The 24144-nt window shown below is 55.4% G+C and carries 24 protein-coding genes; 10 read left to right on the forward strand and 14 right to left on the reverse strand.

Translation table 11 applies throughout. The features are described 5' to 3' along the window. Positions 1 to 75: 75 nt before the first annotated feature. Positions 76 to 1092 (reverse strand): GlxA family transcriptional regulator, encoded by a 1017-nt coding sequence (locus ACXADZ_RS17395; protein WP_475198278.1) that lies wholly within the window; start codon positions 1090 to 1092, stop codon positions 76 to 78. A gap of 181 nt (positions 1093 to 1273) precedes the next feature. Between ACXADZ_RS17395 and msrA the strand changes: the two genes are divergently transcribed. After that, positions 1274 to 1945 carry a peptide-methionine (S)-S-oxide reductase MsrA gene (gene msrA / locus ACXADZ_RS17400; protein WP_475198282.1) on the forward strand — a complete coding sequence of 224 codons (672 nt, stop codon included), beginning with the start codon at positions 1274 to 1276 and terminating at the stop codon, positions 1943 to 1945. Here the strand turns inward: msrA and ACXADZ_RS17405 are convergent. Together ACXADZ_RS17405 and ACXADZ_RS17410 are read right to left on the reverse strand one after the other, a co-directional pair. Then, positions 1942 to 2814 (reverse strand): ribokinase, encoded by an 873-nt coding sequence (locus tag ACXADZ_RS17405; protein ID WP_171092814.1) that lies wholly within the window; start codon positions 2812 to 2814, stop codon positions 1942 to 1944. The genes msrA and ACXADZ_RS17405 overlap by 4 nt on opposite strands. Before the next feature lie 3 nt (positions 2815 to 2817). After that, a complete protein-coding gene (locus tag ACXADZ_RS17410; protein WP_171092812.1) occupies positions 2818 to 5073 on the reverse strand; it encodes an NADP-dependent malic enzyme in 2256 nt (751 codons plus the stop codon). Between the two features lie 162 nt (positions 5074 to 5235). Here ACXADZ_RS17410 and mutS point away from each other — a divergent pair, with 162 nt between their 5' ends. After that, positions 5236 to 7851, forward strand: a complete 2616-nt coding sequence (mutS, locus tag ACXADZ_RS17415) for a DNA mismatch repair protein MutS (protein ID WP_475198604.1) — start codon at positions 5236 to 5238, stop codon at positions 7849 to 7851. A gap of 58 nt (positions 7852 to 7909) precedes the next feature. On the opposite strand, the gene ACXADZ_RS17420 is transcribed toward mutS, so the two are convergent. Together ACXADZ_RS17420 and hrcA are read right to left on the reverse strand one after the other, a co-directional pair. After that, positions 7910 to 8473: a nucleotide exchange factor GrpE gene (locus ACXADZ_RS17420; RefSeq protein WP_171092810.1), complete on the reverse strand. Its 564-nt coding sequence runs from the start codon at positions 8471 to 8473 to the stop codon at positions 7910 to 7912. A gap of 10 nt (positions 8474 to 8483) precedes the next feature. After that, entirely contained in the window at positions 8484 to 9548 is a 1065-nt protein-coding gene (gene hrcA / locus ACXADZ_RS17425) for a heat-inducible transcriptional repressor HrcA (RefSeq protein ID WP_475198287.1), read from the reverse strand. Between the two features lie 112 nt (positions 9549 to 9660). On the opposite strand from hrcA, the gene rph reads away from it, so the two are divergent. The 4 genes from rph to ACXADZ_RS17445 are packed head-to-tail and all read left to right on the forward strand — an operon-like array spanning position 9661 to position 12485. After that, a complete protein-coding gene (rph, locus tag ACXADZ_RS17430) occupies positions 9661 to 10374 on the forward strand; it encodes a ribonuclease PH (protein WP_475198289.1) in 714 nt (237 codons plus the stop codon). Then, on the forward strand, positions 10371 to 10985 hold the full coding sequence (gene rdgB / locus ACXADZ_RS17435) for an RdgB/HAM1 family non-canonical purine NTP pyrophosphatase (protein ID WP_475198292.1): 615 nt from the start codon (positions 10371 to 10373) through the stop codon (positions 10983 to 10985). Before rph ends, rdgB begins: the two co-directional genes overlap by 4 nt. After that, complete coding sequence (gene hemW / locus ACXADZ_RS17440; protein WP_475198293.1) at positions 10975 to 12129, forward strand: radical SAM family heme chaperone HemW; 1155 nt, start codon at positions 10975 to 10977, stop codon at positions 12127 to 12129. The genes rdgB and hemW overlap by 11 nt, the downstream gene beginning before the upstream one ends. Before the next feature lie 2 nt (positions 12130 to 12131). Beyond that, positions 12132 to 12485, forward strand: a complete 354-nt coding sequence (locus ACXADZ_RS17445) for a YbaN family protein (protein ID WP_475198295.1) — start codon at positions 12132 to 12134, stop codon at positions 12483 to 12485. On the opposite strand, the gene ACXADZ_RS17450 is transcribed toward ACXADZ_RS17445, so the two are convergent. From ACXADZ_RS17450 to ACXADZ_RS17480, 7 genes are all read right to left on the reverse strand, one after another. Next, positions 12475 to 13371 carry a ParB/RepB/Spo0J family partition protein gene (locus ACXADZ_RS17450; RefSeq protein ID WP_475198297.1) on the reverse strand — a complete coding sequence of 299 codons (897 nt, stop codon included), beginning with the start codon at positions 13369 to 13371 and terminating at the stop codon, positions 12475 to 12477. The genes ACXADZ_RS17445 and ACXADZ_RS17450 overlap by 11 nt on opposite strands. Positions 13372 to 13391: 20 nt before the next feature. After that, positions 13392 to 14195, reverse strand: coding sequence for a ParA family protein (locus ACXADZ_RS17455; protein ID WP_171092798.1), 804 nt, complete (start codon positions 14193 to 14195; stop codon positions 13392 to 13394). Beyond that, positions 14188 to 14808 (reverse strand): 16S rRNA (guanine(527)-N(7))-methyltransferase RsmG, encoded by a 621-nt coding sequence (rsmG, locus tag ACXADZ_RS17460; protein ID WP_475198301.1) that lies wholly within the window; start codon positions 14806 to 14808, stop codon positions 14188 to 14190. The genes ACXADZ_RS17455 and rsmG overlap by 8 nt, the downstream gene beginning before the upstream one ends. Beyond that, on the reverse strand, positions 14805 to 16673 hold the full coding sequence (mnmG, locus tag ACXADZ_RS17465) for a tRNA uridine-5-carboxymethylaminomethyl(34) synthesis enzyme MnmG (protein ID WP_475198304.1): 1869 nt from the start codon (positions 16671 to 16673) through the stop codon (positions 14805 to 14807). Before mnmG ends, rsmG begins: the two co-directional genes overlap by 4 nt. A 12-nt stretch (positions 16674 to 16685) precedes the next feature. After that, positions 16686 to 17972: a tRNA uridine-5-carboxymethylaminomethyl(34) synthesis GTPase MnmE gene (mnmE, locus tag ACXADZ_RS17470; RefSeq protein ID WP_475198305.1), complete on the reverse strand. Its 1287-nt coding sequence runs from the start codon at positions 17970 to 17972 to the stop codon at positions 16686 to 16688. A 31-nt stretch (positions 17973 to 18003) separates the two neighbouring features. Continuing rightward, positions 18004 to 19275 carry a transcription termination factor Rho gene (rho, locus tag ACXADZ_RS17475; protein WP_171092791.1) on the reverse strand — a complete coding sequence of 424 codons (1272 nt, stop codon included), beginning with the start codon at positions 19273 to 19275 and terminating at the stop codon, positions 18004 to 18006. A gap of 121 nt (positions 19276 to 19396) precedes the next feature. Next, positions 19397 to 19846, reverse strand: a complete 450-nt coding sequence (locus ACXADZ_RS17480) for a CopD family protein (RefSeq protein WP_475198307.1) — start codon at positions 19844 to 19846, stop codon at positions 19397 to 19399. 407 nt (positions 19847 to 20253) lie between these two features. Here ACXADZ_RS17480 and ACXADZ_RS17485 point away from each other — a divergent pair, with 407 nt between their 5' ends. Genes ACXADZ_RS17485 through dnaQ form a run of 4 tightly spaced genes read left to right on the forward strand, consistent with a single transcriptional unit; the run spans position 20254 to position 22988 of the window. Beyond that, the gene (locus tag ACXADZ_RS17485) at positions 20254 to 20853 is read left to right on the forward strand and encodes a Maf family protein (protein WP_475198309.1); all 600 of its coding nucleotides are present in this window, start codon (positions 20254 to 20256) and stop codon (positions 20851 to 20853) included. Beyond that, entirely contained in the window at positions 20850 to 21683 is an 834-nt protein-coding gene (locus tag ACXADZ_RS17490; protein ID WP_171092785.1) for a shikimate dehydrogenase, read from the forward strand. The genes ACXADZ_RS17485 and ACXADZ_RS17490 overlap by 4 nt, the downstream gene beginning before the upstream one ends. Further along, entirely contained in the window at positions 21680 to 22273 is a 594-nt protein-coding gene (gene coaE, locus ACXADZ_RS17495; protein ID WP_475198312.1) for a dephospho-CoA kinase, read from the forward strand. Before ACXADZ_RS17490 ends, coaE begins: the two co-directional genes overlap by 4 nt. Then, positions 22266 to 22988, forward strand: coding sequence for a DNA polymerase III subunit epsilon (gene dnaQ / locus ACXADZ_RS17500; protein ID WP_475198314.1), 723 nt, complete (start codon positions 22266 to 22268; stop codon positions 22986 to 22988). The genes coaE and dnaQ overlap by 8 nt, the downstream gene beginning before the upstream one ends. A 24-nt stretch (positions 22989 to 23012) precedes the next feature. On the opposite strand, the gene secB is transcribed toward dnaQ, so the two are convergent. Both secB and ACXADZ_RS17510 read right to left on the reverse strand, forming a co-directional pair. Next, the gene (secB, locus tag ACXADZ_RS17505; protein WP_171092779.1) at positions 23013 to 23513 is read right to left on the reverse strand and encodes a protein-export chaperone SecB; all 501 of its coding nucleotides are present in this window, start codon (positions 23511 to 23513) and stop codon (positions 23013 to 23015) included. A 54-nt stretch (positions 23514 to 23567) separates the two neighbouring features. Next, a complete protein-coding gene (locus tag ACXADZ_RS17510) occupies positions 23568 to 24068 on the reverse strand; it encodes an FxsA family protein (RefSeq protein WP_171092777.1) in 501 nt (166 codons plus the stop codon). Positions 24069 to 24144: the final 76 nt, after the last annotated feature.

Genomic DNA, 24144 nt, shown 5'->3' on the forward strand with positions numbered 1-24144 from the left:
TGAGTCTTTGTCGGCTACTTAACTTTTTCCGCCTGATTATTTTCTATTTTAGCCAAATTGATGATCGTGATGCCGCTAGTCTTTAGGTTTGCGATGCATCGGCCAGGCGCGGAACTCGAATGGAACCCTACCCTCGACCCGGTCGCGCGTCGGGGGCAGGCCAAATCTTTCCTTATAAGCCCGGCTGAAATGCACGGGGCTGGAAAAACCTGACGCCAGGGCGACCTCTGCAATGGGAAGCTCGGTCTGCGTGACCAGGCCGCGCGCCCGATCCAAGCGAATGTCACGATAGTAAAGCGCGGGCGTTTTCTTGATGTAAGTCGCGAACAGCCGATCCAGTTGGCGATGAGAGATTCCCGCGCGTTTGCAAATCTCGGGAACCGGTACAGGTTCCTCCAGATTGGCCTCCATTACTTGAATCGCCATCTTTAGCTTGGCAGGAACCGTTATTCCCAAAGGTTCATTACCTTGTGGCTGCTGTTGCTCTGCCGGGCCGCGTAAACGGTCGTGAAACACGTATCTGGCCGCTGCATTGGCAAGGGCGCTGCCATGTATCCCCTGAAGGATTTGTAGCCCAAAGTCGGTCGCTGCAGACCCACCGCAACACGTAAGCCGATTGCCGTCCATAACATAGAGATTCTCAACGACCTCAATCCCTGGATAAAGCTCCTGCAGGGCATCGATATGCTCATAATGAACGGTGGCGCGCCGCCCATTTAACAGCCCTGCCTGCGCCAGTATGAAGGCACCCGTATCCAAAGCGCCCAAAGTCGCGCCGCTGCGGGCAAGTTGGCGCAAAGTTGTTCCCAGTTTAGACGTCAGGTGCCGTTCCGGTGTCCAACTGGAAGATACAATGACAATGTCGGCCTCGGTGAACGAAAGCGCGTCAAGCGGTTGAGTTTCGATGCCAGCACCGTTGCTGGACACACAGAAACCACCTGCTTCTGATACGAAGTCCCATTTGAAATAAGGCTTTCCATCCAGATAGTTGGCGGCGCGAAACGGATCTATGAACGCCATGGTGGCCGCCATATTGAAGCTGGGCGCAACTATGACCAGCACGCGCGTCGAAACCTGCATCTCCTGTGTCATCGATCCTGAATCCAACCTTGCATCACCACATCTCAGAAAAGGTCTTTTGACTGCGATACACAAGGTTTCTTCGGACTTGGCTGAATTTGATAAACTCGCCTCACCAGCGCGTGACATGGGATGTCAGGCAATTGCATGTTGATCCATGTCGGGTCACCTTGGTCGTGAAAGGAGACCTGACATGACACGGACTGCTTACCTCGACACGCTTAAACCAGCCCTTCTGTTCACGCTGATCGCACTGGCGGCGATGTTGCGCGCTTTGCCCGCGCCGGCGGCAGGAACAGAAACTCTGACAGTAGCCGGAGGATGTTTCTGGTGCGTTGAATTTGATTTTGAGTTTGTCCCCGGCGTCATCGAGGCTGTTTCAGGCTATACCGGCGGCAAATCAGCAAATCCCACTTATGATCAGGTCTCAAAAGGAGGAACCGGCCATTATGAGGCGGTTCAGATCACGTTCAATCCGGCTCAAGTCTCACGTGAAACGCTTCTGAACATGTTCTTCCGCTCGGTCGACCCCACAGATGCCGGGGGTCAATTCTGCGATCGCGGTGATAGCTACCGCACTGCAATATTCGTCTCTAACACAGGGGAAAAAGCTTTGGCCGAGAAGGCAAAAGCAGATGCGCAGCGGGCCTTGGGCCGGACAGTGGTAACACCAATCCTCAGCGAAGGAACTTTTTACCCAGCCGAGGCGTATCATCAGGATTACTACAAGGGGAACAAACTGATCTTGACCCGCTTTGGGCCCAAGCGACAGCACAGCGCGTACAAAGCTTACCGCAAAGCCTGCGGCCGTGACGCGCGCGTCAAACAGCTTTGGGGTTCTGACGCACCGTTTGTCGGATCTTAGTCAAAGGACGCGTCGCGCACCTCTTTCAAATCGGGGATAACATCAGCCGTTCCGTGCCGCGTGACCATCAGGGCCGCGGCGCGGTTTGCTTGCAGAATAGCCTGTTCCATCGGCATCCCACGATCCATGCCTGCCAGTACATAGCCGGTGAAGGTATCGCCCGCCCCCGTGGTGTCGACGGCCTGCACCTTGTGCGCTTCGAACTCGACCGGATCACTGCCATTCTGCAAATACCGCGCGCCTTTTGAACCCAGCGTGACAATCACGTGCCGCACTGGCAGGTCAGCGGCATTTAACCCGGTTTCCTGACGTAGCTGGTCAGCCTCGACCTCGTTGAGGATCAGAAAATCCAGATAAGGCAGAACCGCCTTTACCGCCTGGGCCTGAAACGGAGCAGCGGCATAGCACACGGTCAATCCCATCCGGTGCCCCAACTGCGCGGCTTCAACCTGTGCGTTGGTTTCATTCTGCAGGATCAGCAGGTCACCCGTGCTTGCCGACGACAGAGCTTGTCCCAGATCGCTGACCTCTAACGCATGATTGGCACCGGGATACAGGATGATCAGGTTTTCGCCCTCAGCATCCACGGCAATAATCGCGTGCCCGGTTGGTACATCTGCCTCTGAAATATAACGCGTATCCACGCCATATTCAGTCAATCGGTCTTTCGCCCAGCGCCCATCATGGCCGACAGCGCCAATATGGCTGACACGCGCACCCGCCCGTGCCGCTGCAACCGACATATTGGCCCCCTTGCCGCCCAGAAACCGGTCCAGTCCAAGGGCGGCCAGAGTTTCCCCCGGCGCAGGCAAATGCGGCAGGTCATAAACCATATCCGCGTTGATCGAGCCGAGGTTCCAGATCGTCATGACTTATCCAATATCGCATGAGGCCAGAATGGCCATGTTGAGAATGTCATTCGCAGTCGAGACGGTGGAACAGATCTGAATTGGCTTATCCACGCCCGACAGGATAGGGCCAATCACGGTCGCGCCACCCATTTCCTGCATCAGCTTGGTTGAGATCGAGGCTGAGTGCCGCGCCGGAACGATCAAGATGTTCGCCGGACCTGTCAGACGCTGGAAAGGATAAGCTGCTTGCTGATCCACGTTCAGGGCCACATCAACCGTCATTTCGCCTTCATACTCGAAATCCACGCCGCGCTGGTCCAAAACTGCGGGCGCGCGGTGCATCTTCTCGGCGCGTTCCGAGACCGGGTAACCAAAGGTCGAGAAACTGACAAACGCAACCCGTGGCTCCAGACCCATGTGTCGGGCGACGGCTGCGGAACGCTCGGCGATATTGGCCAGATCGTTTTCGTCCGGCCATTCATGCACTAGGGTGTCCCCAATCAAGACAATCCGACCTTTATGCAAGAGGGCCGTCACACCAGCAGCCCCGTGCGCAGCATCGGCATCAAAGACGTGGTTGATCCGGTCCAGCACGTGGGCCGACTTACGCGTCGCGCCCGTGACCAGCCCATCCCCGTGACCATGTGCCAGCATCAACGAAGAAAACACATGCCGATCCCGTGCGGCAAGGCGGTGAATGTCCTTGCGGTCAAAACCCTTACGCTGCAGGCGCTCATAGAGGAAATTGGAATAGGTTTCGAGATGGCTGGTATTTGCGGCGTTCACAACCTCGATTTCTCGTACCGCATCCCCAAGGCCTGTGGCTTCCAGCTTGTCTTTGACGTCATCCGCGCGTCCGACCACAAGCGCTTTACCAAAGCCTGAACGCTGATACATGACCGCAGCGCGCAGCACCCGTGGATCGTCGCCCTCGGCAAAGATCATTCGGCTTTGGGCCTGACGCGCACGGGCGTTCAAACCGCGCAGGATGCTTGCGGTCGGATCCATGCGGGATTTCAGGCTTAGTTCATACGCGTCCATATCAATGATCGGACGCCGCGCTGCACCAGTATCCATTCCGGCCTTGGCAACGGCTGGAGGGATACGGTGGATCAGCCGCGGGTCAAACGGCGTCGGGATGATATAATCGCGCCCGAACGTCAGCGATTTGCCATAGGCCATCGCAACCTCATCCGGTACATCCTCGCGCGCCAGATTGGCGAGCGCGTGGGCGCAGGCAATCTTCATCTCATCATTGATGGCACGGGCATGGATGTCCAATGCGCCCCGGAACAGATAGGGGAAGCCAAGCACGTTATTGACCTGATTGGGATAATCGCTGCGCCCGGTGGCAACGATGGCATCCACGCGAACCTCGTGCGCTTCTTCCGGCGTGATCTCGGGGTCAGGGTTCGCCATCGCGAAAATCACCGGGTTGTCAGCCATGCTGGCGACCATTTCTTGTGTGACCGCACCCTTGACCGAAACTCCCAGGAACACATCCGCGTCCTTCATCGCATCTTCCAGCGTACGCAAATCCGTGGTGATGGCGTGGGCGGACTTCCACTGGTTCATACCTTCGGTCCGGCCCTGATAAATAACGCCTTTGGTGTCACAGACGATGCAATTCTCGTGCCGTGCGCCCATTGCTTTCAGCAATTCGATACAGGCGATCCCTGCCGCGCCCGCACCGTTCAAAACAATCTTTACATCCTCGATTTTCTTGCCCGAAATATGTAGCGCGTTCAGCAAACCCGCGGCACAGATCACCGCCGTGCCATGCTGGTCATCATGGAAGACAGGAATATCCATCTCTTCCTTCAGGCGCTGTTCGATGATGAAACACTCGGGCGCTTTGATGTCTTCCAGATTAATGCCACCAAAAGTCGGCCCCATCAGGCGTACGGCGCGACAAAACTCATCCGGGTCTTCGGTGTCCAGCTCGATGTCGATCGAGTTCACATCGGCGAACCGCTTGAACAGAACGGATTTCCCTTCCATCACCGGTTTTGAGCCCAGCGCGCCAAGGTTTCCCAGACCAAGTACCGCCGTCCCATTCGAGATCACAGCCACCAGATTGCCCTTGTTTGTATAGTCATAGGCAGTCTCGGGCGCTTCGGCGATAGCTTCACAGGGAACAGCCACACCGGGGCTGTAAGCCAGTGACAGGTCTCGCTGCGTGGTCATGGGAACGGTGGCTTGCACTTCCCATTTTCCGGGGGTGGGGTCCAGGTGAAAGGCCAGCGCCTCTTCTTTGGTGATCTTCGCTTTGGGCATCGGAAATGTCGTTTCTTTGCATCTGTTGGGCTGTTGCCTCATAGCGCAGGCAGGGGCGCGCCTCAACGACAATACGTTTTCGCCTTTCGTCGCAGGGGCCGGGTTTGTAAGGTCACGCCCGGAAACGCCAAAAGGGGGCCGCCTTTGTCCACAGTCACGCCGATGATGGCGCAATATCTCGAAATCAAAGAGGCCCACGCCGATGCATTGCTGTTCTATCGCATGGGCGATTTCTACGAAATGTTCTTCGAAGATGCCGTCAATGCCGCCGAAGCGCTGGACATCGCTCTGACCAAGCGCGGCAAGCACAATGGTAACGATATCCCCATGTGTGGTGTGCCGGTGCATTCAGCCGAAGGGTATTTGTTGACTCTGATCCGCAAAGGCTTTCGCGTTGCTGTCTGCGAACAAATGGAGAGCCCTGCCGAAGCGAAGAAAAGAGGCTCTAAATCAGTCGTAAAGCGCGACGTTGTGCGTCTGGTGACGCCCGGCACGCTGACCGAGGACGCCCTGCTGGAGGCCCGCCGCCACAACTTTCTGGCCTCCTATGCCGAAGTCCGTGACGAGGCCGCTCTTGCCTGGACCGACATCTCGACCGGTGCATTTCACGTGATGCCTTTGACCGGCGCGCGCCTCAGCCCGGAACTGGCACGGCTGGCCCCGTCCGAGTTGATCGTGGCAGAAGGGGCGCAAGACAAGTTGCAGGAACCCGTTCGCGATCTCGGGATTTCTCTGACACCTGTAGGACGTGCCAGTTTTGACAGCACAGCGGCGGAAAAACGTATATGCGGTTTGTTTCACGTCGGTGCATTGGATGCATTCGGGAACTTCGGTCGCGCCGAAGTCTCGGCAATGGGTGCACTGATCGACTATCTTGAGATCACGCAAAAAGGCAAATTGCCCCTGCTGCAAACTCCTCTCAAGGAATCAGAAGACCGTGTTGTCCAAATTGATGCTGCAACACGCCGCAATCTGGAACTGACGCGGTCGCTCTCAGGTGGTCGCGCCGGATCGTTGTTATCTGTGGTCGACCGTACCGTCACACCCGGTGGCGCACGGTTGCTGGAACAACGCCTGTCCAGCCCATCGCGCAATCTGGATGTCATCCATGCGCGCCTGGATGCGGTAAGCTTCGCAGTTGAGGACAGCCTGATTGCGTCAGACCTGCGTGAAGCGCTGCGCAAAACACCGGATCTGGACCGCGCCCTCTCGCGGCTGTCGCTGGACCGAGGCGGTCCACGCGATCTGGCCGCCATTCGTAACGGGTTGGCGCAGGCAGCTAGTATTGCGGAAATGTGCGAAGCCCAAGATTTGCCAGTGCTGTTATCGACCGCCGTCCAAAACCTGACCGGGTTTGACGACCTTCTCGGCCTGCTCGACGAGGCACTTGTCGCCGAGCCGCCCCTGCTGGCGCGCGATGGTGGTTTCATCGCCCCTGACTTTGACACCGAATTGGATGAGGCCCGCACCCTACGCGACGAAGGTCGCTCGGTCATTGCCGGATTTCAGCAAAAATACGCGGAACATACGGGCATCACCTCGCTGAAGATCAAGCACAACAATGTGCTGGGGTATTTCATCGAAACCACCGCGACCCACGCCGAGAAGATGCTAAACCCGCCGTTCAGCGAAACCTATATCCACCGTCAGACCACCGCCAATCAGGTACGGTTTACAACTGTCGAACTGTCAGAGATCGAAACCCGCATCCTGAACGCGGGTAATCTGGCGCTTGAGATCGAAAAGCGGCTCTATCAAAAGCTTTCTGATGAAATTTTAGCCCTTGCCGCCCGACTCAACCAAGCCGCCCGAGGGCTGGCTGAACTGGATTTAACAACGGCATTGGCCGATCTGGCGCATGGTGAAAACTGGTGTCGGCCACAGGTCGACAGCTCTCGCACCTTCGACATTCAAGGCGGCCGCCATCCGGTTGTAGAGCACGCCTTGCGTCAGCAAAGTGGCGATGCCTTTGTCGCCAACGACTGCGATCTTAGCGCTGAACAGGGTGCCGCCATCTGGTTGCTGACCGGCCCCAATATGGCCGGTAAATCGACTTTCCTGCGCCAGAACGCCCTGATCGCGCTTCTGGCTCAGATGGGAAGCTTTGTACCCGCCGAACACGCCCATATCGGCGTTGTCAGCCAACTGTTCAGCCGCGTTGGTGCATCGGATGATCTGGCCCGAGGCCGCTCGACCTTCATGGTCGAAATGGTCGAAACTGCCGCGATTCTGAACCAGGCCGATGACCGCGCGCTGGTTATTCTGGACGAAATCGGACGCGGCACCGCCACCTATGACGGCCTCTCAATCGCATGGGCCACACTGGAACATCTACACGCCTCCAACAAATGCCGCGCTCTGTTCGCAACGCATTACCACGAACTCACCGCATTGGCCGGTAAACTGGAGGGCGTGGACAATGCAACGGTTGCAGTCAAAGAATGGGAAGGCGATGTGATCTTCCTGCACGAGGTTCACAAGGGCGCTGCAGACCGGTCCTATGGTGTGCAAGTCGCCCAACTTGCCGGCCTGCCAGCCTCGGTTGTCGAACGCGCCCGTGTCGTTCTGGATCAACTCGAGAAAACGGAACGCGAAGGTGGAAAGCAAAAAGCTCTGATCGATGATCTGCCGCTGTTTTCAGCCGCGCCGCCACCCCCGCCACCTGCCCCTAGGGCCTCGCCTGTCACGGATATGTTGGATGATATCTTACCGGACGAGCTCACTCCTCGTGAAGCACTCGATCTGATCTACAAGCTGAAAGAGGCGGCCAGATCCTGACCGCCCCTTCATCTTTTCCAAAATACTCTCGCCGAAGGCTTGGCCTCGCAGGGGCCAATCAGCTTGCAGGCGTCGACGACACGCCAACCTGCGCCGGACGCAGCAGGCGGTCATGCAACATGAACCCTTCGGCAGACACCTGAATGATGTCCCCCGCCCTGGTGCCGGGCACCGGCGCTTCGAACATCGCCTCATGCACGTTTGGATCGAACCGGTCTCCGACCTCAGGCGTGATCACTTCAATCCCGTGCTTCTGGAACACGTCCTTCAGCGCACGCATGGTCAGTTCGACACCTTCCAGCAACCCAGCGGCCACTTCTTTCTGCTCATCCGTCGCAGCTTCAAGCGCACGCTTCATGTTGTCATAAACCGGCAGCATGTCTCGGGCCAGCTTCGACCCGCCATACTGTTCCGCATCCCGGCGCGCCTTGTCGCCGCGCTTACGCGCATTCTCAGCATCCGCCAGCGCGCGCATGAACTTGTCTTTATAGTCATCCCGCTCGGCGCGCAGCTCATCGAGCTCCAGCGCTTCCTCGCTGATCTCTGCAAACTCTTCGGCCAGCTCTTCCGCTTCCGCAGCCATGATGTCGTCCAGAAAATCTTCGTTCTTGGGCTCTGCCATCTCTTACCCTCTAGCTCCGGTCGGATATCAACTTACCGACCAGTTGCGCCGTATAATCCACGATCGGCACGATCCGTCCATAATTCAGACGCGTGGGCCCGATGACCCCGACCGCACCGATTATCTTACGATCAGCGTTCATATATGGAGACACCACCAAAGAGGAACCCGAAAGTGAGAAAAGTTTGTTCTCAGACCCAATAAAAATGCGCACACCTTCGCCATCCTCGGTCAATTCAAGGAATTCCGCGATGTCACGTTTGCGTTCCAGATCGTCAAACAGGGTCCGAATCCGGTCAAGCTCCTCGGCCTGACCCGGTTCGTTCAACAGATTCGCCCGCCCACGCACGATCAATCGGGCCGAGTCGCCGCCGTCTCCGTCCCAGGCAGCCATTCCGCTTTCCACCATCTCACGCGCCAGAACGTCGATCTCTTGCTTGCGTGCATCGATCTGCGTCTGCATCTGCCGACGCACTTCGCCAAGGGTCCGCCCCTCGATCAGCGCATTGAGGAAATTCGCCGCCTCGCGCATTGAACTGGGGGTTTGCCCCGGTGGCGGGGTAAACAGTCGGTTTTCCACATGACCATCCGAGAAAACCAGAACCACCAAAGCCCGATCATGACCCAGAGAAACAAACTCAATATGCTTGATTTCCGATTCATGCTTGGGCGTCAAAACCAGCGAGGCGCCTTGTGTCACGTGTGACAAAGCAGAGCCCACTCGGTCGAGCATCCCACCCACATCGCCCGTGTTAGAGCCTAATGTCTGTTCCAGTTTCTGCCGATCATCGGCACCCAGATCGCCAACTTCAAGCAACCCGTCCACAAACATCCGCAAGCCCTGCTGCGTTGGAATTCGACCTGCACTGACATGTGGGCTGTCCAGAAGGCCCAAAAATTCCAGATCCTGCATCACATTGCGAACGGTCGCGGCGCTGACTTTTTCGGACAAGGTACGCGTCAAGGTGCGGCTGCCAACCGGCTCACCGCTTTCCAGATAACTCTCGACAATCAACCGAAACACTTCGCGCGACCGGTCGTTCATCTCATCCAGAATCTTGCTCGCTTCGCTCATGCGTCGTCCCCTGCTCGTTCGTCATTAAATAGCAGGCAAATGAAAGGTCAATCGGGGTTGCATCGTAACGCTGCGGGGCGTTATCCCCAACCCAGCAAACAAAGGAATTCCGATGCGACCCTCTGGAAGAGATTTAAGCGAAATGCGCACCGTTTCAATCGAAACGGGGTTCACCAAACATGCCGAAGGTTCCTGCCTGATCAAAATGGGCGACACTCATGTGCTTTGCACCGCAACGATCGAAGATCGCGTGCCGCCCTTTATAAAAGGCTCGGGCCTGGGCTGGGTCACGGCAGAATACGGTATGCTGCCCCGCGCCACCAACACCCGAATGCGGCGCGAAGCTGCCAGCGGCAAGCAAGGTGGTCGCACCGTGGAAATCCAGCGCCTGATCGGCCGCGCCCTACGCGCTGGTGTGGATCGGGTCGCGTTGGGTGAGCGTCAGATCACTGTGGACTGCGACGTGATCCAAGCCGATGGCGGCACCCGATGCGCGTCGATCACCGGCGGCTGGGTGGCCCTGCGTCTGGCCGTGAACAAGCTGATGAAAGCGGGCGACGTCATCTCTGATCCCCTGGTGGATCCAGTTGCGGCTGTGTCCTGCGGTATTTATGCTGGTCAGTCAGTTCTGGATCTGGATTACCCGGAAGACAGCGAAGCGGGTGTTGATGGCAACTTCATCATGACCGGATCCGGCAAGCTGATCGAAGTGCAGATGAGCGCCGAAGGCTCGGTCTTTAGCCGCGCGCAAATGGATCAGCTGATGGATCTGGCCGAAAAAGGCGTCGGCGAATTGGCTGCCGCGCAAAAGGCCGCAACCGCATGACCCGTAAGTTCGATGGGGACAGGCTGCTGGTTGCCACCCACAACAAAGGCAAGCTTGAGGAGATGGCGCATCTCCTCGAACCTTTTGGCGTCACTGTCGTCGGCGCGGGCGAGATGAACCTGCCCGAGCCGGAAGAGACCGAAGACACATTTGTCGGCAACGCGCAGATCAAAGCCCATGCCGCCGCCAAAGCCACTGGCCTGCCTGCCCTGTCGGACGATTCCGGGATCACCATCGACGCGCTGGATGGCGCGCCGGGGGTTTACACTGCCGATTGGGCGGAAACGGCAAATGGTCGTGATTTCCTGATGGCCATGACCCGCGCACATAATGAGCTGGAGGCTAAAAACGCCCCTCACCCACGCACAGCGCAATTCCGTTGTACATTGGTTCTGGCCTGGCCCGACGGACATGATGAAGTATTCGAAGGCATCGCACCGGGCCACCTGGTCTGGCCGATCCGCGGCAAGGACGGATTCGGGTATGACCCGATGTTTGTTCCGGACGGGCACGACATTACCTTTGCCGAAATGGATCGCTGGGAAAAGAACAAGATCAGCCACCGCGGCCGCGCGGTTGAGAAGTTCGTGAAAGGCTGCTTTGGCGGATGATTGGCGCAACGGGGGCTTTGGCCTTTATATCCATTGGCCTTTTTGCGAGGCCAAATGCCCCTATTGTGACTTCAACAGCCATGTTTCAAAGAAAATAGATCAGAAACAATGGCTTACTGCTTATCTGAGCGAGCTGCGCCGCGCTGCCTCTGAAACGCCGGGTCGGGTACTGAACACGATTTTTTTTGGGGGTGGCACCCCGTCTCTGATGGACCCGGAAACCGTTTCTGACGTGATTGATGAGGCGCGCGCGCTCTGGCACCCGTCCAATGACATGGAAATCACGCTCGAGGCCAATCCCGGATCGGTCGAGGCTGGTCGGTTTGCAGCCTATCGGGACGCAGGCGTTAACCGAATTTCGATGGGCGTTCAGGCCCTGAATGACGAAGATTTGCGTCGGCTGGGCCGGATCCACACAGTCACCGAGGCCCGAGCGGCATTTGACATTGCTCGTGCCTGCTTTGATCGTGTGAGTTTTGACCTGATCTATGCCAGACAGCACCAAACACCCGAAGCTTGGCGCACGGAGCTGAACGAGGCCCTGTCAATGGCCGTGGACCACCTGTCGCTGTACCAATTGACGATCGAGGACGGAACGGCTTTTGGTGATCGCTATGCCGTTGGAAAACTGCGTGGCTTGCCCGAGGATGACAGCGCCGCCGACATGTATCTGATCACGCAGGACATTTGCGAAGCCCACGGTTTGCCCGCCTATGAAGTATCCAATCATGCGCGCGCAGGCGCGGAATCCCAACACAACCTGACCTATTGGCGTTACGGAGACTATGTCGGCATCGGACCCGGTGCTCATGGACGGTTCACCCTGAACGCCCAAAAATACGCAACCGAAACATACCTGAATCCGCAACGTTGGCTTGATGCGGCCGAGCGCGGCAACGGGGAAAAAGATAGAACGTTACTGTCCTACGAAGATCAGGCAAACGAATACCTTATGATGGGTATGAGAATTTCAGAGGGGCTAGATATAGACAGATGGGAAACCCTATCCGGTCGAAAACTTCCAAAGAACACTATTGATCATCTCTCTGAAATAAAAATGATTGAACATAGTAACGACAGGCTTCGGGCGACTGCGGACGGCCGGGCCGTTCTGAATGCCGTCATCCGGGAACTATTGAGCTAACCATGCACTATCTGTGGGCAGGACTGGGACTATTTTGCGTTGCTCTGGCGATGGTTGGGGTTGTTCTTCCCCTTCTGCCAACCGTGCCATTCCTGCTTTTGGCAGCGTTTTTCTTTGCCAGATCATCTTCGCGTCTTCACACTTGGCTGCTGACTCACCAACTGTTCGGACCGTTGATACAAGATTGGCAAAGCTCTGGTGCTATACGGCCTGCGGCAAAAAAGGCGGCAACTGTTTCCGTCGCCGCCGTTTTTGGTCTCTCAATTTGGATGTCCGCCCCGGTTTTCGTTTTGGCCATTCAAGCCGTTGTCCTGGGCGGTGTATTGGTCTTTATCTGGACGCGGCCTAACGGCTGAGTTTGGCGCACAAATCGTCAAGCTGGTCCAGGTTCTCATACGTCAGAACAACCTGACCCGTTTCTGTTCCAGCCTTGTGATTGATCGAGACCTTCATCGCCAGAATTGCCGACAGGTCTTTTTCCAACGCCCTCGTATCGGCATCCTTACCCGCATCCAAGTTTCTGGACCGAGGCGCAGGGCGTTCGGCGTCACCTTGTTGTTGTTTTTTGACCAAAGTTTCGGTTGCACGCACCGAAAGCCCCTCTTTGACGATCTGCTTCGCCAATTCCGAAGGGTTTTCGGCAGTAATCAGAGCTCGCGCATGTCCAGCAGATATTTTTCCTTCAATAACAAGGGCTTGAACATCCATTGGCAAGGACAAAAGACGTAGAAGATTTGCAATATGGCTACGGCTCTTACCCAAAGCTTCAGCCAGCTTTTCCTGCGTGTGGCCAAAACGATCCATCAGCTGCTTGTAGCCAGCGGCCTCTTCCACAGCGTTCAGGTCCGCACGCTGGATGTTTTCGATGATCGCAACTTCCAGAACTTCGGTGTCGTCAAAATCGCGCACAATGACCGGGATATCATGCAGCTGCGCCATTTGCGCCGCCCGCCAACGACGTTCCCCCGCAACGATTTCGTATTCATCAGCTCCGGTCGACCGGACAATCAAAGGCTGAATAATACCCTTTTCCTTGACCGAGGCAGCCAATTCTTCCAACTGCTCGGGCAGGAACGTGCGGCGCGGCTGATTAGGGTTCGCTTTCAGCTTTTCGATTGGAACTTTCAGATCAGGCCGGCGCGCTTCGGTTGGCACCCGCCCTCCTTCTTCGGGGTTCACATCCGCCATTAGGGCTGACAGTCCGCGCCCCAAACCTCGGGATTTTGCTTTCTTGGCGCTCATGTCGCCCTCCTCACTTCCGCCTACGCAGCGGTTTTATTGTTCTTGTGCATGATCTCTCGGGCCAGATGCCGATAAGCCATCGCGCCAAGCGAACCCGAGTCGTATTGCAGGACCGGCAACGCATATGACGGAGCCTCACTGACCCGCACGTTTCTGGGTATCTTTGTCTTAAAGACCATCTCACCCAGATTGTCACGCGCATCCTTTTCAACCTGACGGGACAAGTTGTTGCGGTTGTCATACATGGTCAACACAACACCTTCGATTCTCAGGTCAGGATTTGCGGTTTGCCGAACTTCTCTGATCGTCAGCATTAGTTGCGACAAACCTTCCAGGGCAAAGAACTCACTTTGCAGCGGTACAAGAACGGAATGTGCCGCCACCATTGCGTTGACGGTCAGCAGATTCAAAGAAGGTGGGCAATCAATAAGGATGAAATCCAGATTAAAGACATCGACCGCAGTTTGCCGCAACGCATCGTGCAACAAATAGCTGCGCTTCTCATTGGATATCAATTCAATGTCGGCAGAACTCAGATCAACGGTTGCCGGAACAACCAGAAGGTTTTCGATCTCTGTCTCTTGAACAACGGCCTCCAACGGCGCGTCGTCAAGGATGAGATCATAGGTTGTCCAATCCCGATCCTCTACACCCAATCCGGTGGACGCATTCCCTTGAGGGTCAAGATCAACCACCAGAACCCGGCAACCGGATTCCGCCAGCCCTGCTGCCAGGTTGATTGCCGTTGTTGTCTTCCCCACTCCGCCCTTCTGATTGGCGACCGCAATAATCCGAGGTCCTGAAGGTCGGGACAGATCAACCACGTGATACTCCTTTAATTTTAAGGATAACGGCCTGAGGTTCAGTTAAACTTGTAATCGGCTCGGCGTGGAAATTCCATTCCTCTTGCGCATCTGACAGTTCTTTTTTCCAGTTTGCGCCTTTGGGCAACAAGGCCGTACCATTTTCACTTAAATGCCTGTCACAGAACGACAATAACACCCGCAACTCTGCCAATGCGCGCGCTGAAAGAACATCGGCACCCAATGGATCGACACTTTCGATACGTTTGGAAATCACGCGGCACTTAATTCCACACTCCCGAGCAACACTACGTAGGAAGGCAGACTTCCGTTGATCGCTTTCAACAAAAGTAAATTGCGATTTTGGTGACTGATCTGCCGCGATCAACGCACAAACCATACCCGGAAACCCGCCCCCACTGCCTAAATCCACCCAGCTTACGAACTGTTCCGTGCAGCCAAAAACTTGCACGGAGTCCAAAATGTGGCGCTCCCAAATGTGTTCAAGACTGTTGCGAGACACAAGATTGATCTTGGGATTCCAACGCCTCACCAGTTCAACGTAGGCCTCCAGGCGCTCGAATGTTTCACGTGAAACATTCAACCGTTCAAATGCAGAATAGTCGGGCGTCATGCCTGTCGAACCCTCTGGTCCCGGCGGAGTTTTGCAAGAACAAGGGTTAGCGCAGCAGGCGTAACCCCTTCTACACGACACGCCTGCGCAATGTTTTCGGGCTTAGCTTGCGAGAGCTTTTGTTTCATCTCGGACGATAGACCATCCAACGCGAAATAATCGAAATTCCGGGGAATTACGTAGGATTCATCCCGCTTCATTGCTTCCACATCACGCTTCTGGCGCGCTATGTAATTTGCGTAAAGCGCGTCGCGCTCAATCTGAAGTCTGATTTTTTTATCTACGCCTTGGAGGTCCGGAATCAAAGGCAAGAGATTATCGAAAGATACATCTGGAAAAGCCAAGATCGCCATTCCATCCCTGCGATTTCCATCCTGGTTAACGTTTATTCCGGCGGACAACACTTCTTTTGGGGTATAGGTGCGTTCTGCCAATTTAGTTTTTACTGCATCAAGCTGAGCCAATTTTTCTTCGAAATGCAGCTGACGGCTGAATCCGACGCATCCAAGATCAATACCAATCGGTGTCAAACGCTGATCTGCGTTGTCCGCGCGCAAGGACAGACGGAATTCAGCTCGTGAGGTAAACATACGATATGGTTCAGCCACGCCACGCGTCGTCAGATCATCTATCATAACGCCAATATAGCTGTCAGATCTGGTGAAATGCACAGGATCACGGCCTTGAACCTCCAGCGCGGCATTAAGGCCAGCGACCATCCCCTGAGCAGCTGCCTCCTCATAACCCGTTGTTCCATTGATCTGGCCCGCCAAATACAACCCGGGAACTTCGGGCAGCGACAGAGTCGCGGTCAAGACACGAGGGTCGACGTAGTCATACTCAATTGCGTATCCGGGCTGTAGGATCTCTGCGTTTTCAAGGCCTTTGATGGATCGGACATACTGCAACTGCACATCTTGCGGCAATGACGTTGAGATACCATTGGGGTAAATCGTATGATCATTCACGCCTTCGGGTTCCAGGAAAATCTGATGCGATTCCTTGTCAGAAAACCGCAAAATTTTATCCTCAATAGAGGGGCAATACCGAGGACCTATGCCATCAATATGACCGCCGTACATTGCGGATTTCGAAAGATTGGCCTCAATAATCTCGTGCGTTTTCGCGTTGGTATGCGTGATTCCACAAGAAATCTGAGGTGCCACCACGTCTGTCGACAGAAATGAAAACAGTGTTGGCTCTTCGTCCCCGTCTTGACGCTCGAGATCAGACCAGTCGATTGTCCGCCCATCCAAACGCGGCGGCGTGCCTGTTTTCAACCGACCCAGTGGCAGATCATAACTATCCAAACGTTCCGCAAGCTTGATGGAAGGGCGATCACCCATGCGGCCACCGGGGCGAGATACATCTCCGATATGAATAACACCGCGTAAAAACGTGCCAGAGGTCAGAATGACGGCGCGCGCGGAAATCTCTGAGCCATCCGCAAGCGAAACTCCGGAAACGCGCGAGCCGTCCATGATAAAATCAACGACCTCACCGACAATAACAGACAGGTTGGATTGAACTTGTGTTTCTTTTTGCATTGCTGCCCGGTAAAGGGCGCGGTCCGCTTGCGTCCTGGGGCCCTGCACCGCAGGACCCTTTCGGCGATTCAGCAGACGGAACTGAATACCAGCTTGGTCTGCAACACGTCCCATAACGCCGTCCAGGGCGTCAATCTCGCGTACCAGATGACCTTTCCCTAAACCACCAATCGCCGGATTGCAGGACATAACTCCGATATCTGATGCAGACAGCGTTACCAGCGCGGTACTTGCCCCCATCCTGGCAGACGCATGCGCAGCCTCGGTACCGGCGTGCCCGGCCCCAATAACGATCACATCGAACCTTGAATGTTTCACGTGAAACACTCCTTACTTTCCCAAACAGAAGCTAGAGAAGATTTCATCCAGCAGTGTTTCGACATCTATTCTACCAACCAGAGATTCAAGAGCTCGAATGGCAGTTCTCAGCTCTTCTGCAGCGATATCATACAGGTCCGGACCTGATTCCAGAACCGCGATTGCAGATTGAAGCGAATCCAGCGCCCGACCAATTGCAACGCGATGGCGTTCCCGCGTAGCGATACCATGGGTAGTAGTTCGTTCACTCAAAACGCGCGAAATCTGGTTAACGAGCGCATCAATCCCCTGCCCAGTCTTGCCAGATACACCCAGACCTTCATCACCTCGAAGATCAGCTTTGGGCAGAACATGAATGTCACCAGCTTGCATCCCAACACCCAATTCTTCCGGCTTTTCCGATAGAAAAACACGAAGGTCGGCCGCCTCCGCTCTTCCGCGTGCCAACTCGATGCCCAGGTTTTCGACGTGATCTTCGGTTTCTCTCAACCCGGCCGTGTCCAACAAGGTCACTGGCAATCCTGCCAGATCCATTCGCACTTCGATCACATCCCGCGTGGTTCCAGCGTATTCCGAGGTAATCGCCGCCTTCCGACCGGCCAGCGCATTTAGAAGAGTGGACTTTCCTGCATTCGGAAGACCAACAATTGCGACTTCAAACCCTGTCCGGATACGCTCAGCGATCTTCACACCGTCGGCCTCACGTCTGAGGTCTGACATCACACCATAGATCAGTTCTCGCACCTCAGGTGTCACATCTGTTGGCACCTCTTCATCGGCAAAGTCGATGACAGCTTCCAACAAGGACGCTGCTCGTATCAAATCCCGGCGCCACCGTTCTGCCAGTGTACCTAGTTCGCCAGCCAGAATGGTTTGGGCCTGCTTACGCTGAGCTTCAGTTTCCGCGTCTATCAGATCCGCCAGACCTTCAACTTGAGTCAGGTCCATCTTACCATTTTCAAGTGCCCGGCGCGTGAACTCACCCGGTTCGGCGATGCGCAAGCCGTCAATGTCTGACAAACACCGCAGCACGGCGTTAACAGATGCGGTGCTGCCATGGATCTGCAGCTCCGCCACATCCTCTCCGGTGAAACTGGCCGGGGCTTGAAATGTCAGAACCAACCCGTCATCCAGACGCGCACCTTTCTCGTCCCGCAACGTGCGCAGGACCATGCCACGTTTTGGAAGCGCATCCCCTGTAAGGCGTGCCGCTGCAAAATGAGAGTCAGGGCCGGAGAGTCGGATCACAGCCACTCCAGCTTTACCTTGCGCGCTGGCCAAGGCGAATATCGTATCCATTCGAAGGCCTCGCTTGGGTCTAAGACCTGTGTCAGGTGTTCATCGAATCGAAGAACTCGCCGTTTGTCTTCGTCTGTTTCAACTTCGACAGCAGGAACTCGATTGCGTCGGTGGTACCCATCGGGTTGAGGATACGGCGCAGAACGAAGGTCTTGGCCAGATCGCCCTTGTCGACCAGCAGGTCCTCTTTCCGGGTACCGGACTTGAGGATGTCGATGGCCGGGAACACGCGTTTGTCTGCGATTTTACGATCCAGAACGATTTCCGAGTTACCGGTGCCTTTGAATTCTTCAAAGATCACCTCGTCCATCCGGCTGCCGGTGTCGATCAGCGCGGTGGCGATGATGGTCAGCGATCCACCCTCTTCAATGTTCCGTGCCGCACCAAAGAACCGCTTTGGCCGTTGCAGAGCGTTTGCATCCACACCACCGGTCAGAACTTTACCCGAGGATGGGACCACAGTGTTAAAGGCCCTACCAAGTCTTGTGATCGAATCGAGAAGAATAACAACATCTCGTTTATGCTCGACCAAACGCTTGGCTTTTTCGATCACCATTTCCGACACCGCGACGTGGCGTGTTGCCGGTTCATCGAAGGTCGAGGATACAACCTCACCCTTCACCGAGCGCTGCATGTCGGTCACCTCTTCCGGGCGTTCGTCGATCAGAAGGACGATCAGGTAACACTCCGGGTGGTTCTGTTCGATCGAATGCGCGATGTTCTGCAGGATCACCGTCTTACCGGTCCGCGGCGGCGCCACGATCAGCGAGCGCTGGCCTTTACCGATCGGCGACACAAGGTCGATCACACGCGCCGACTTGTCCTTGATGGTCGGATCTTCGATCTCCATCTTCAGACGTTCATCCGGGTACAGAGGCGTCAGGTTGTCGAACAGGATCTTGTGCTTGGCCTTTTCAGGATCTTCAAAGTTGATCTTGGTGACCTTGGTCAGCGCAAAGTAACGCTCATTATCATCAGGTGCCTTAATCTCACCCTCAACAGTATCTCCGGTGCGCAGCGAGTGCTGGCGGATCATGTCGGGTGAAACGTAGATGTCGTCCGGACCCGGCAGATAGTTCGCCTCGGGCGAGCGTAGGAAGCCGAAGCCGTCTTGCAGCACCTCAAGTACACCATCGCCTCCAACGGTCCAGCCCTCATCCGCGCGTTCGCGCAGAATCTGGAACATCATCTCGCCTTTCCGCATGGTCGAGGCGTTTTCGATCTCCAGCTCTTCGGCCATCGCCAGAAGGTCTTTAGGGCTTTTGGCTTTCAGGTCGGCCAGATTCAGGGCGTCAGTTGTCATGATATATACCTTCACCGCGATCAGAGCGGCACGAAGTGGATTTCAGTACGGAAGATACGCCGCCCGGACGGGCGTGTTGATCCCTACATAAGCGCGACAGCTTTCGGAGTCAAACGTGCCTTCAGAACTTCAGAATGACCGCCAGAACGATGATAACCATCAAAACGGTCGGAACCTCGTTCATCATGCGATACTGCCGCCCAGTGAGCTTATTTTGGCCTTCCAAGAAATCCTTGCGCCGGGCCATTAGCCAGTGATGGAACCAGGTCATGCCGATCACGGCCGCACCTTTGACCCAAGGCCAGGACCAATCCCATCCAACAATACCCGGTGTGAACACCATGATCAGGCCACACACCCACGCCACGATCATCGCAGGGCGCATAATCACACGCAGCAGCTTTTCTTCCATTTCAAAGAAAATTTCTTGTGCCCCGTCGACAGCCTGAGCTTTCTCAACGTGATAGACGAACAAGCGTGGTAGATAGAATAGACCTGCCATCCACGAGATTACGGCCATGATATGAAATGACTTCACCCACGGGTACAGCGTGAAAAGAAGATCAGTCATTTTGGCTCCGAGCGTTGTTCGGAACTCTCCCTAATAAAAAAATAAGAAAAGAAAAAGGAAGATGGTTTTGTAGGGCGTTCAAAAACCGTGGATTACTGTTTTACCCATGTGTTTTCCCCAAAGTGGATAGAACAATCTCACTTTCCGATGATTCTGTTGAAATTATCTTTTTTATATTTAAAAACAATGTACTAGTATAAAACAACAGGCGGATGATCTGGGGATAAATCTTTGGCTATCATGGGATGGTTCAGTTATCCCAGTGATCAGACTTATCCTTGTCCCGGTTGGATGGGATTTGAGCGACTCGGGGATCTTTGACTCGATTTTCCCGGGGTTGCGTGTCAACCGGAAAACCATACAAAGCACCCCAGAACTCTCATCGACTTGCACACGGGGTTTTCCACATGTCTGTCCCCATTATTCTGGCATCGGGATCTGCGATACGGGCGCAGCTGCTTGAGAATGCAGGTGTACCATTCACCGTTCAAACCGCACGCGTAGATGAAGACACAGCCAAGCGCGCCTTGCTGGCTGAAAACGCGTCACCACGGGATATTGCCGACACGCTTGCTGAAATGAAAGCGCGCAAGGTCAGTGACAAAAACCCTGGCGCTATGGTGCTGGGGTGTGATCAGGTTCTGGATTTTGACGGTCAGTTGCTGTCAAAACCTGAAACCCCGGAACAGGCAGTCGCTCAGCTAAAAGAGATGCGCGGCAAACGGCACATGCTTTTGTCTGCGGCCGTGATCTATCAGGACGGCGAACCGATTTGGCGGCATGTAGGACAGGTACGGTTGCGGATGCGGGCCAGCTCTGATGCCTATTTGAAGGATTATGTTTCACGGAACTGGGACAGTATCCGCCATGCCGTTGGAGCATATAAGCTGGAAGAAGAAGGTGTCCGGCTGTTCGCCACCATTGACGGCGACTATTTTAACGTTTTGGGTATGCCCCTGTTGGAGCTTCTCAACTTTTTGGCTGTCAAAGGGGTGATCGATCAATGACGGACTACCGGGTTCCTCTGGCCGGGGTGATCGGACATCCCATTGGGCATTCGCGTTCACCGAAATTGCATGGTCATTGGCTAAAGACGTATGGCCTCGCCGGGCATTACATCCCAATGGATGTTGCCCCTGCCGATCTGGAAACCGTGCTCCGCACCCTGCCCAAGGCGGGCTTTGTTGGGGCCAATGTGACCGTTCCTCACAAGGAAGCAGCGTTGAAAATTGCGGATCACGTATCCGACCGCGCAACGGTGATCGGTGCTGCGAATACACTGGTGTTCCGCGAAGATGGCTCAATCCATGCAGATAACACTGATGGGTATGGGTTCATGGAAAACCTGCGCAACGGTGCCCCCGACTGGAATGCCAAAGACGGCCCGGCCGTAGTGTTTGGAGCCGGCGGGGCGGCGCGCGCTGTTCTGCAAGCCTTGTCCGATGCAGGTGTGCCGGAAATCCTGTTGACCAATCGAACGCGTGCCCGTGCCGATCATCTGAAAGAGGAATTTGGCCAGCGTATTCGTGTTGTTGATTGGGTTCAGGCGGGAAACGTCATCGAAAATGCGGAACTGGTGGTCAACACGACCTCATTGGGGATGCAGGGCCAGCCGGAATTGCGGGTTCCTCTGGATGGGTTGCAGCCCGGCGCCGTTGTCACGGATCTGGTTTATGCCCCGTTAAAGACAAACCTGCTGAAAACTGCGGAAGATGCAGGCTGCACGACGGTTGATGGTTTGGGCATGTTGTTGCATCAGGCGGTTCCGGGGTTTGAGCGGTGGTTTGGCGTGCGTCCCGAAGTGGATGCAGAGACGCGCGCGGCGGCTTTGGCATGAGTTTTGCCCTTGGCCTGACCGGTTCCATCGGCATGGGGAAAAGCACCACAGCACAGATGTTTCTCGAAGAAGGCTGTGCTTTGTGGGATGCTGACGCAGCAGTGCACCGGTTGTACACGTCCGGAGGTGCTGCGGTTGAACCAATGCGAGCAGCCTTCCCTGCCGCGATTGTCGACGGAGCTGTAAGCCGGGACGCGTTAAAGCGGATCATTGCTGCCGACCCCGAAGCATTGAAAGCAATCGAAGCGATTGTGCATCCTCTGGTCGCGAAAGATCGCGCGGTATTTCGTGAAAACACAACAAGCGATATTTTGGTGTTCGATATACCTCTTCTTTTCGAAACAGGTGGAGACGCAGCCATGGACGCCGTCGCCTGCGTTTCGATCCCGGCTGACGAACAAAAGCGCCGAGTTATGGAACGGGGAACCATGTCCGAGGCGCAGTTCGAACAGATCCGCGCCAAGCAGATGCCGAATGCAGAGAAATGCGCGCGGTCGGATTTTGTAATCGTAACAGACACGCTGGACCATGCCCGTCAGCAGGTGCAGGATGTGGTCAGGCAGATACGGGCGGGGATGAAAGATGCGTGAGATCGTACTCGATACCGAAACCACCGGGTTCGATCCCGAAAGCGGGGACCGGATTGTTGAGATTGGTGCCGTTGAGCTGTGGAACCACGTCGCGACGGGTGAAACCTATCACGTCTATATCAATCCTGAACGCGGTATGCCGGATGAGGCGTTTGGCGTGCATGGCATCGGCCCGGATCTGTTGGAAAACCCGCGTCCACCGGAAAAGGGTGAGGTAACGCTGAAAGACAAACCGGTGTTTGCCAAGGTGGGTCACGGGTTTCGTGAATTTGTTGGGGATGCGCGGTTGGTGATCCACAACGCATCGTTCGACATGAAGTTCCTGAACGCTGAACTGAAGTGGATGGGCGAGCCGTTGATCCCGATGGAACAAGCGCTGGATACGCTGGCAATCGCCCGCAAACGGTTTCCTGGATCCCCAGCATCTTTGGATGCGCTTTGCCGTCGATTTAATATCGACAACTCGAACCGTGTTCTGCACGGTGCTTTGCTCGACTCTGAAATACTGGCCGAGGTTTATCTTGAGCTGATCGGAGGGCGGCAGCCTGATTTTGGCCTGTCCACATCCGCATCATCTGCATCCGGTGGCGGTGAAGACTGGCGACCAACGCCGCGCAGCGCACCGCTGCCATCCCGGATCACCGAAGATGAACGCGCAGCACATGAAGCGTTTGTAGAGAAGTTGGGCGAAAACGCCCTGTGGACCCGCGCCTGATCCGGTCAGGCACGGGTCAAAGCCTTAGGCGTCGGTCTTTTCGGCCTGAGCGGCCTGACGACGCATCAATTCGTTGCGATACAGCGCCACGAAATCGATATTGTCCAGATTCACCGGCGGGAAGCCGCCATCACGGGTGATGTCGCTGACGATGCGGCGCAGGAACGGGAACAGCATCCGCGGGCATTCGATCATCAGGAACGGGTGCATCTGATCTTCTGGCACGCCTTCCACGTGGAACAGCCCACAATAGTCCAGTTCGCACAGGAACAGCACATCATCCATGCCTTTGGCTTTGGATGTCAGGTTCAGCTTGATGGACACTTCGAACTGATGTTCAGCGCTGCGCTTTTTCGCGTCCAGGTTCACCTGAACAGCGATTTCCGGCTGCACGTCGCCTGACACACCCTTTTGCGCCATCACGTTTTCAAAAGACATGTCACGGATGAACTGCCCCAGAACCCGCATTTGAACCTGCGGGGCGGCTTGGGCCGCAGTGTTTTCTGCAGCGTTTTCTTCGGCCATGGATCTACTCCAAAATTAAATTTCGCCACTGCTTAGCAAGTTGGGCGCGGCACCTCAATGCTGGTGGGGCCCTTCCACCCATTTCGATGGCTTAGAAGGGTCTTTTTTCGGGCGAACTTCGCTGAATTCACCGTCAATGATGTCCCCCTGCTCGAAAGGGTTTTGTCGCGATTGAAATCCTGTGCCCGGTCCCATCTGAAACTGTGCCACGGTGACTTTAGACTTCAGGTAGCGGAAAACAGCGACACGAACGCCCGGTACCAGCAAGGCAAATCCTATGGCATCGGTGAAAAAACCCGGTGTCAGCAGCAATGCACCGGACAAAAGGATCATAGCACCGTGGGCCAAAGGTTCGGTTGGGTCATCCAGTTCAGCGAACGATCGCTGCAAATTTACCAATGCCATGCGACCTTGTGTCCGCACCAGAACCGTGCCCAGAACGGCGGTCAGTACAACGATGGCAAGGGTTGGCCAAAGTCCAATCAGACCACCCACCTGAATAAACAGAGCGATCTCGATTATGGGCACCAACAAAAATGCCAAGAACAGATACATTTGCGTTATCCTTTCCCTAAGGCCGGGCTGTGGACTTGCCACCCACGCTCACCTACATAGTAGCATGAGGCCGCGT

The organism is Ruegeria sp. ABM4_193 (assembly GCF_056158705.1).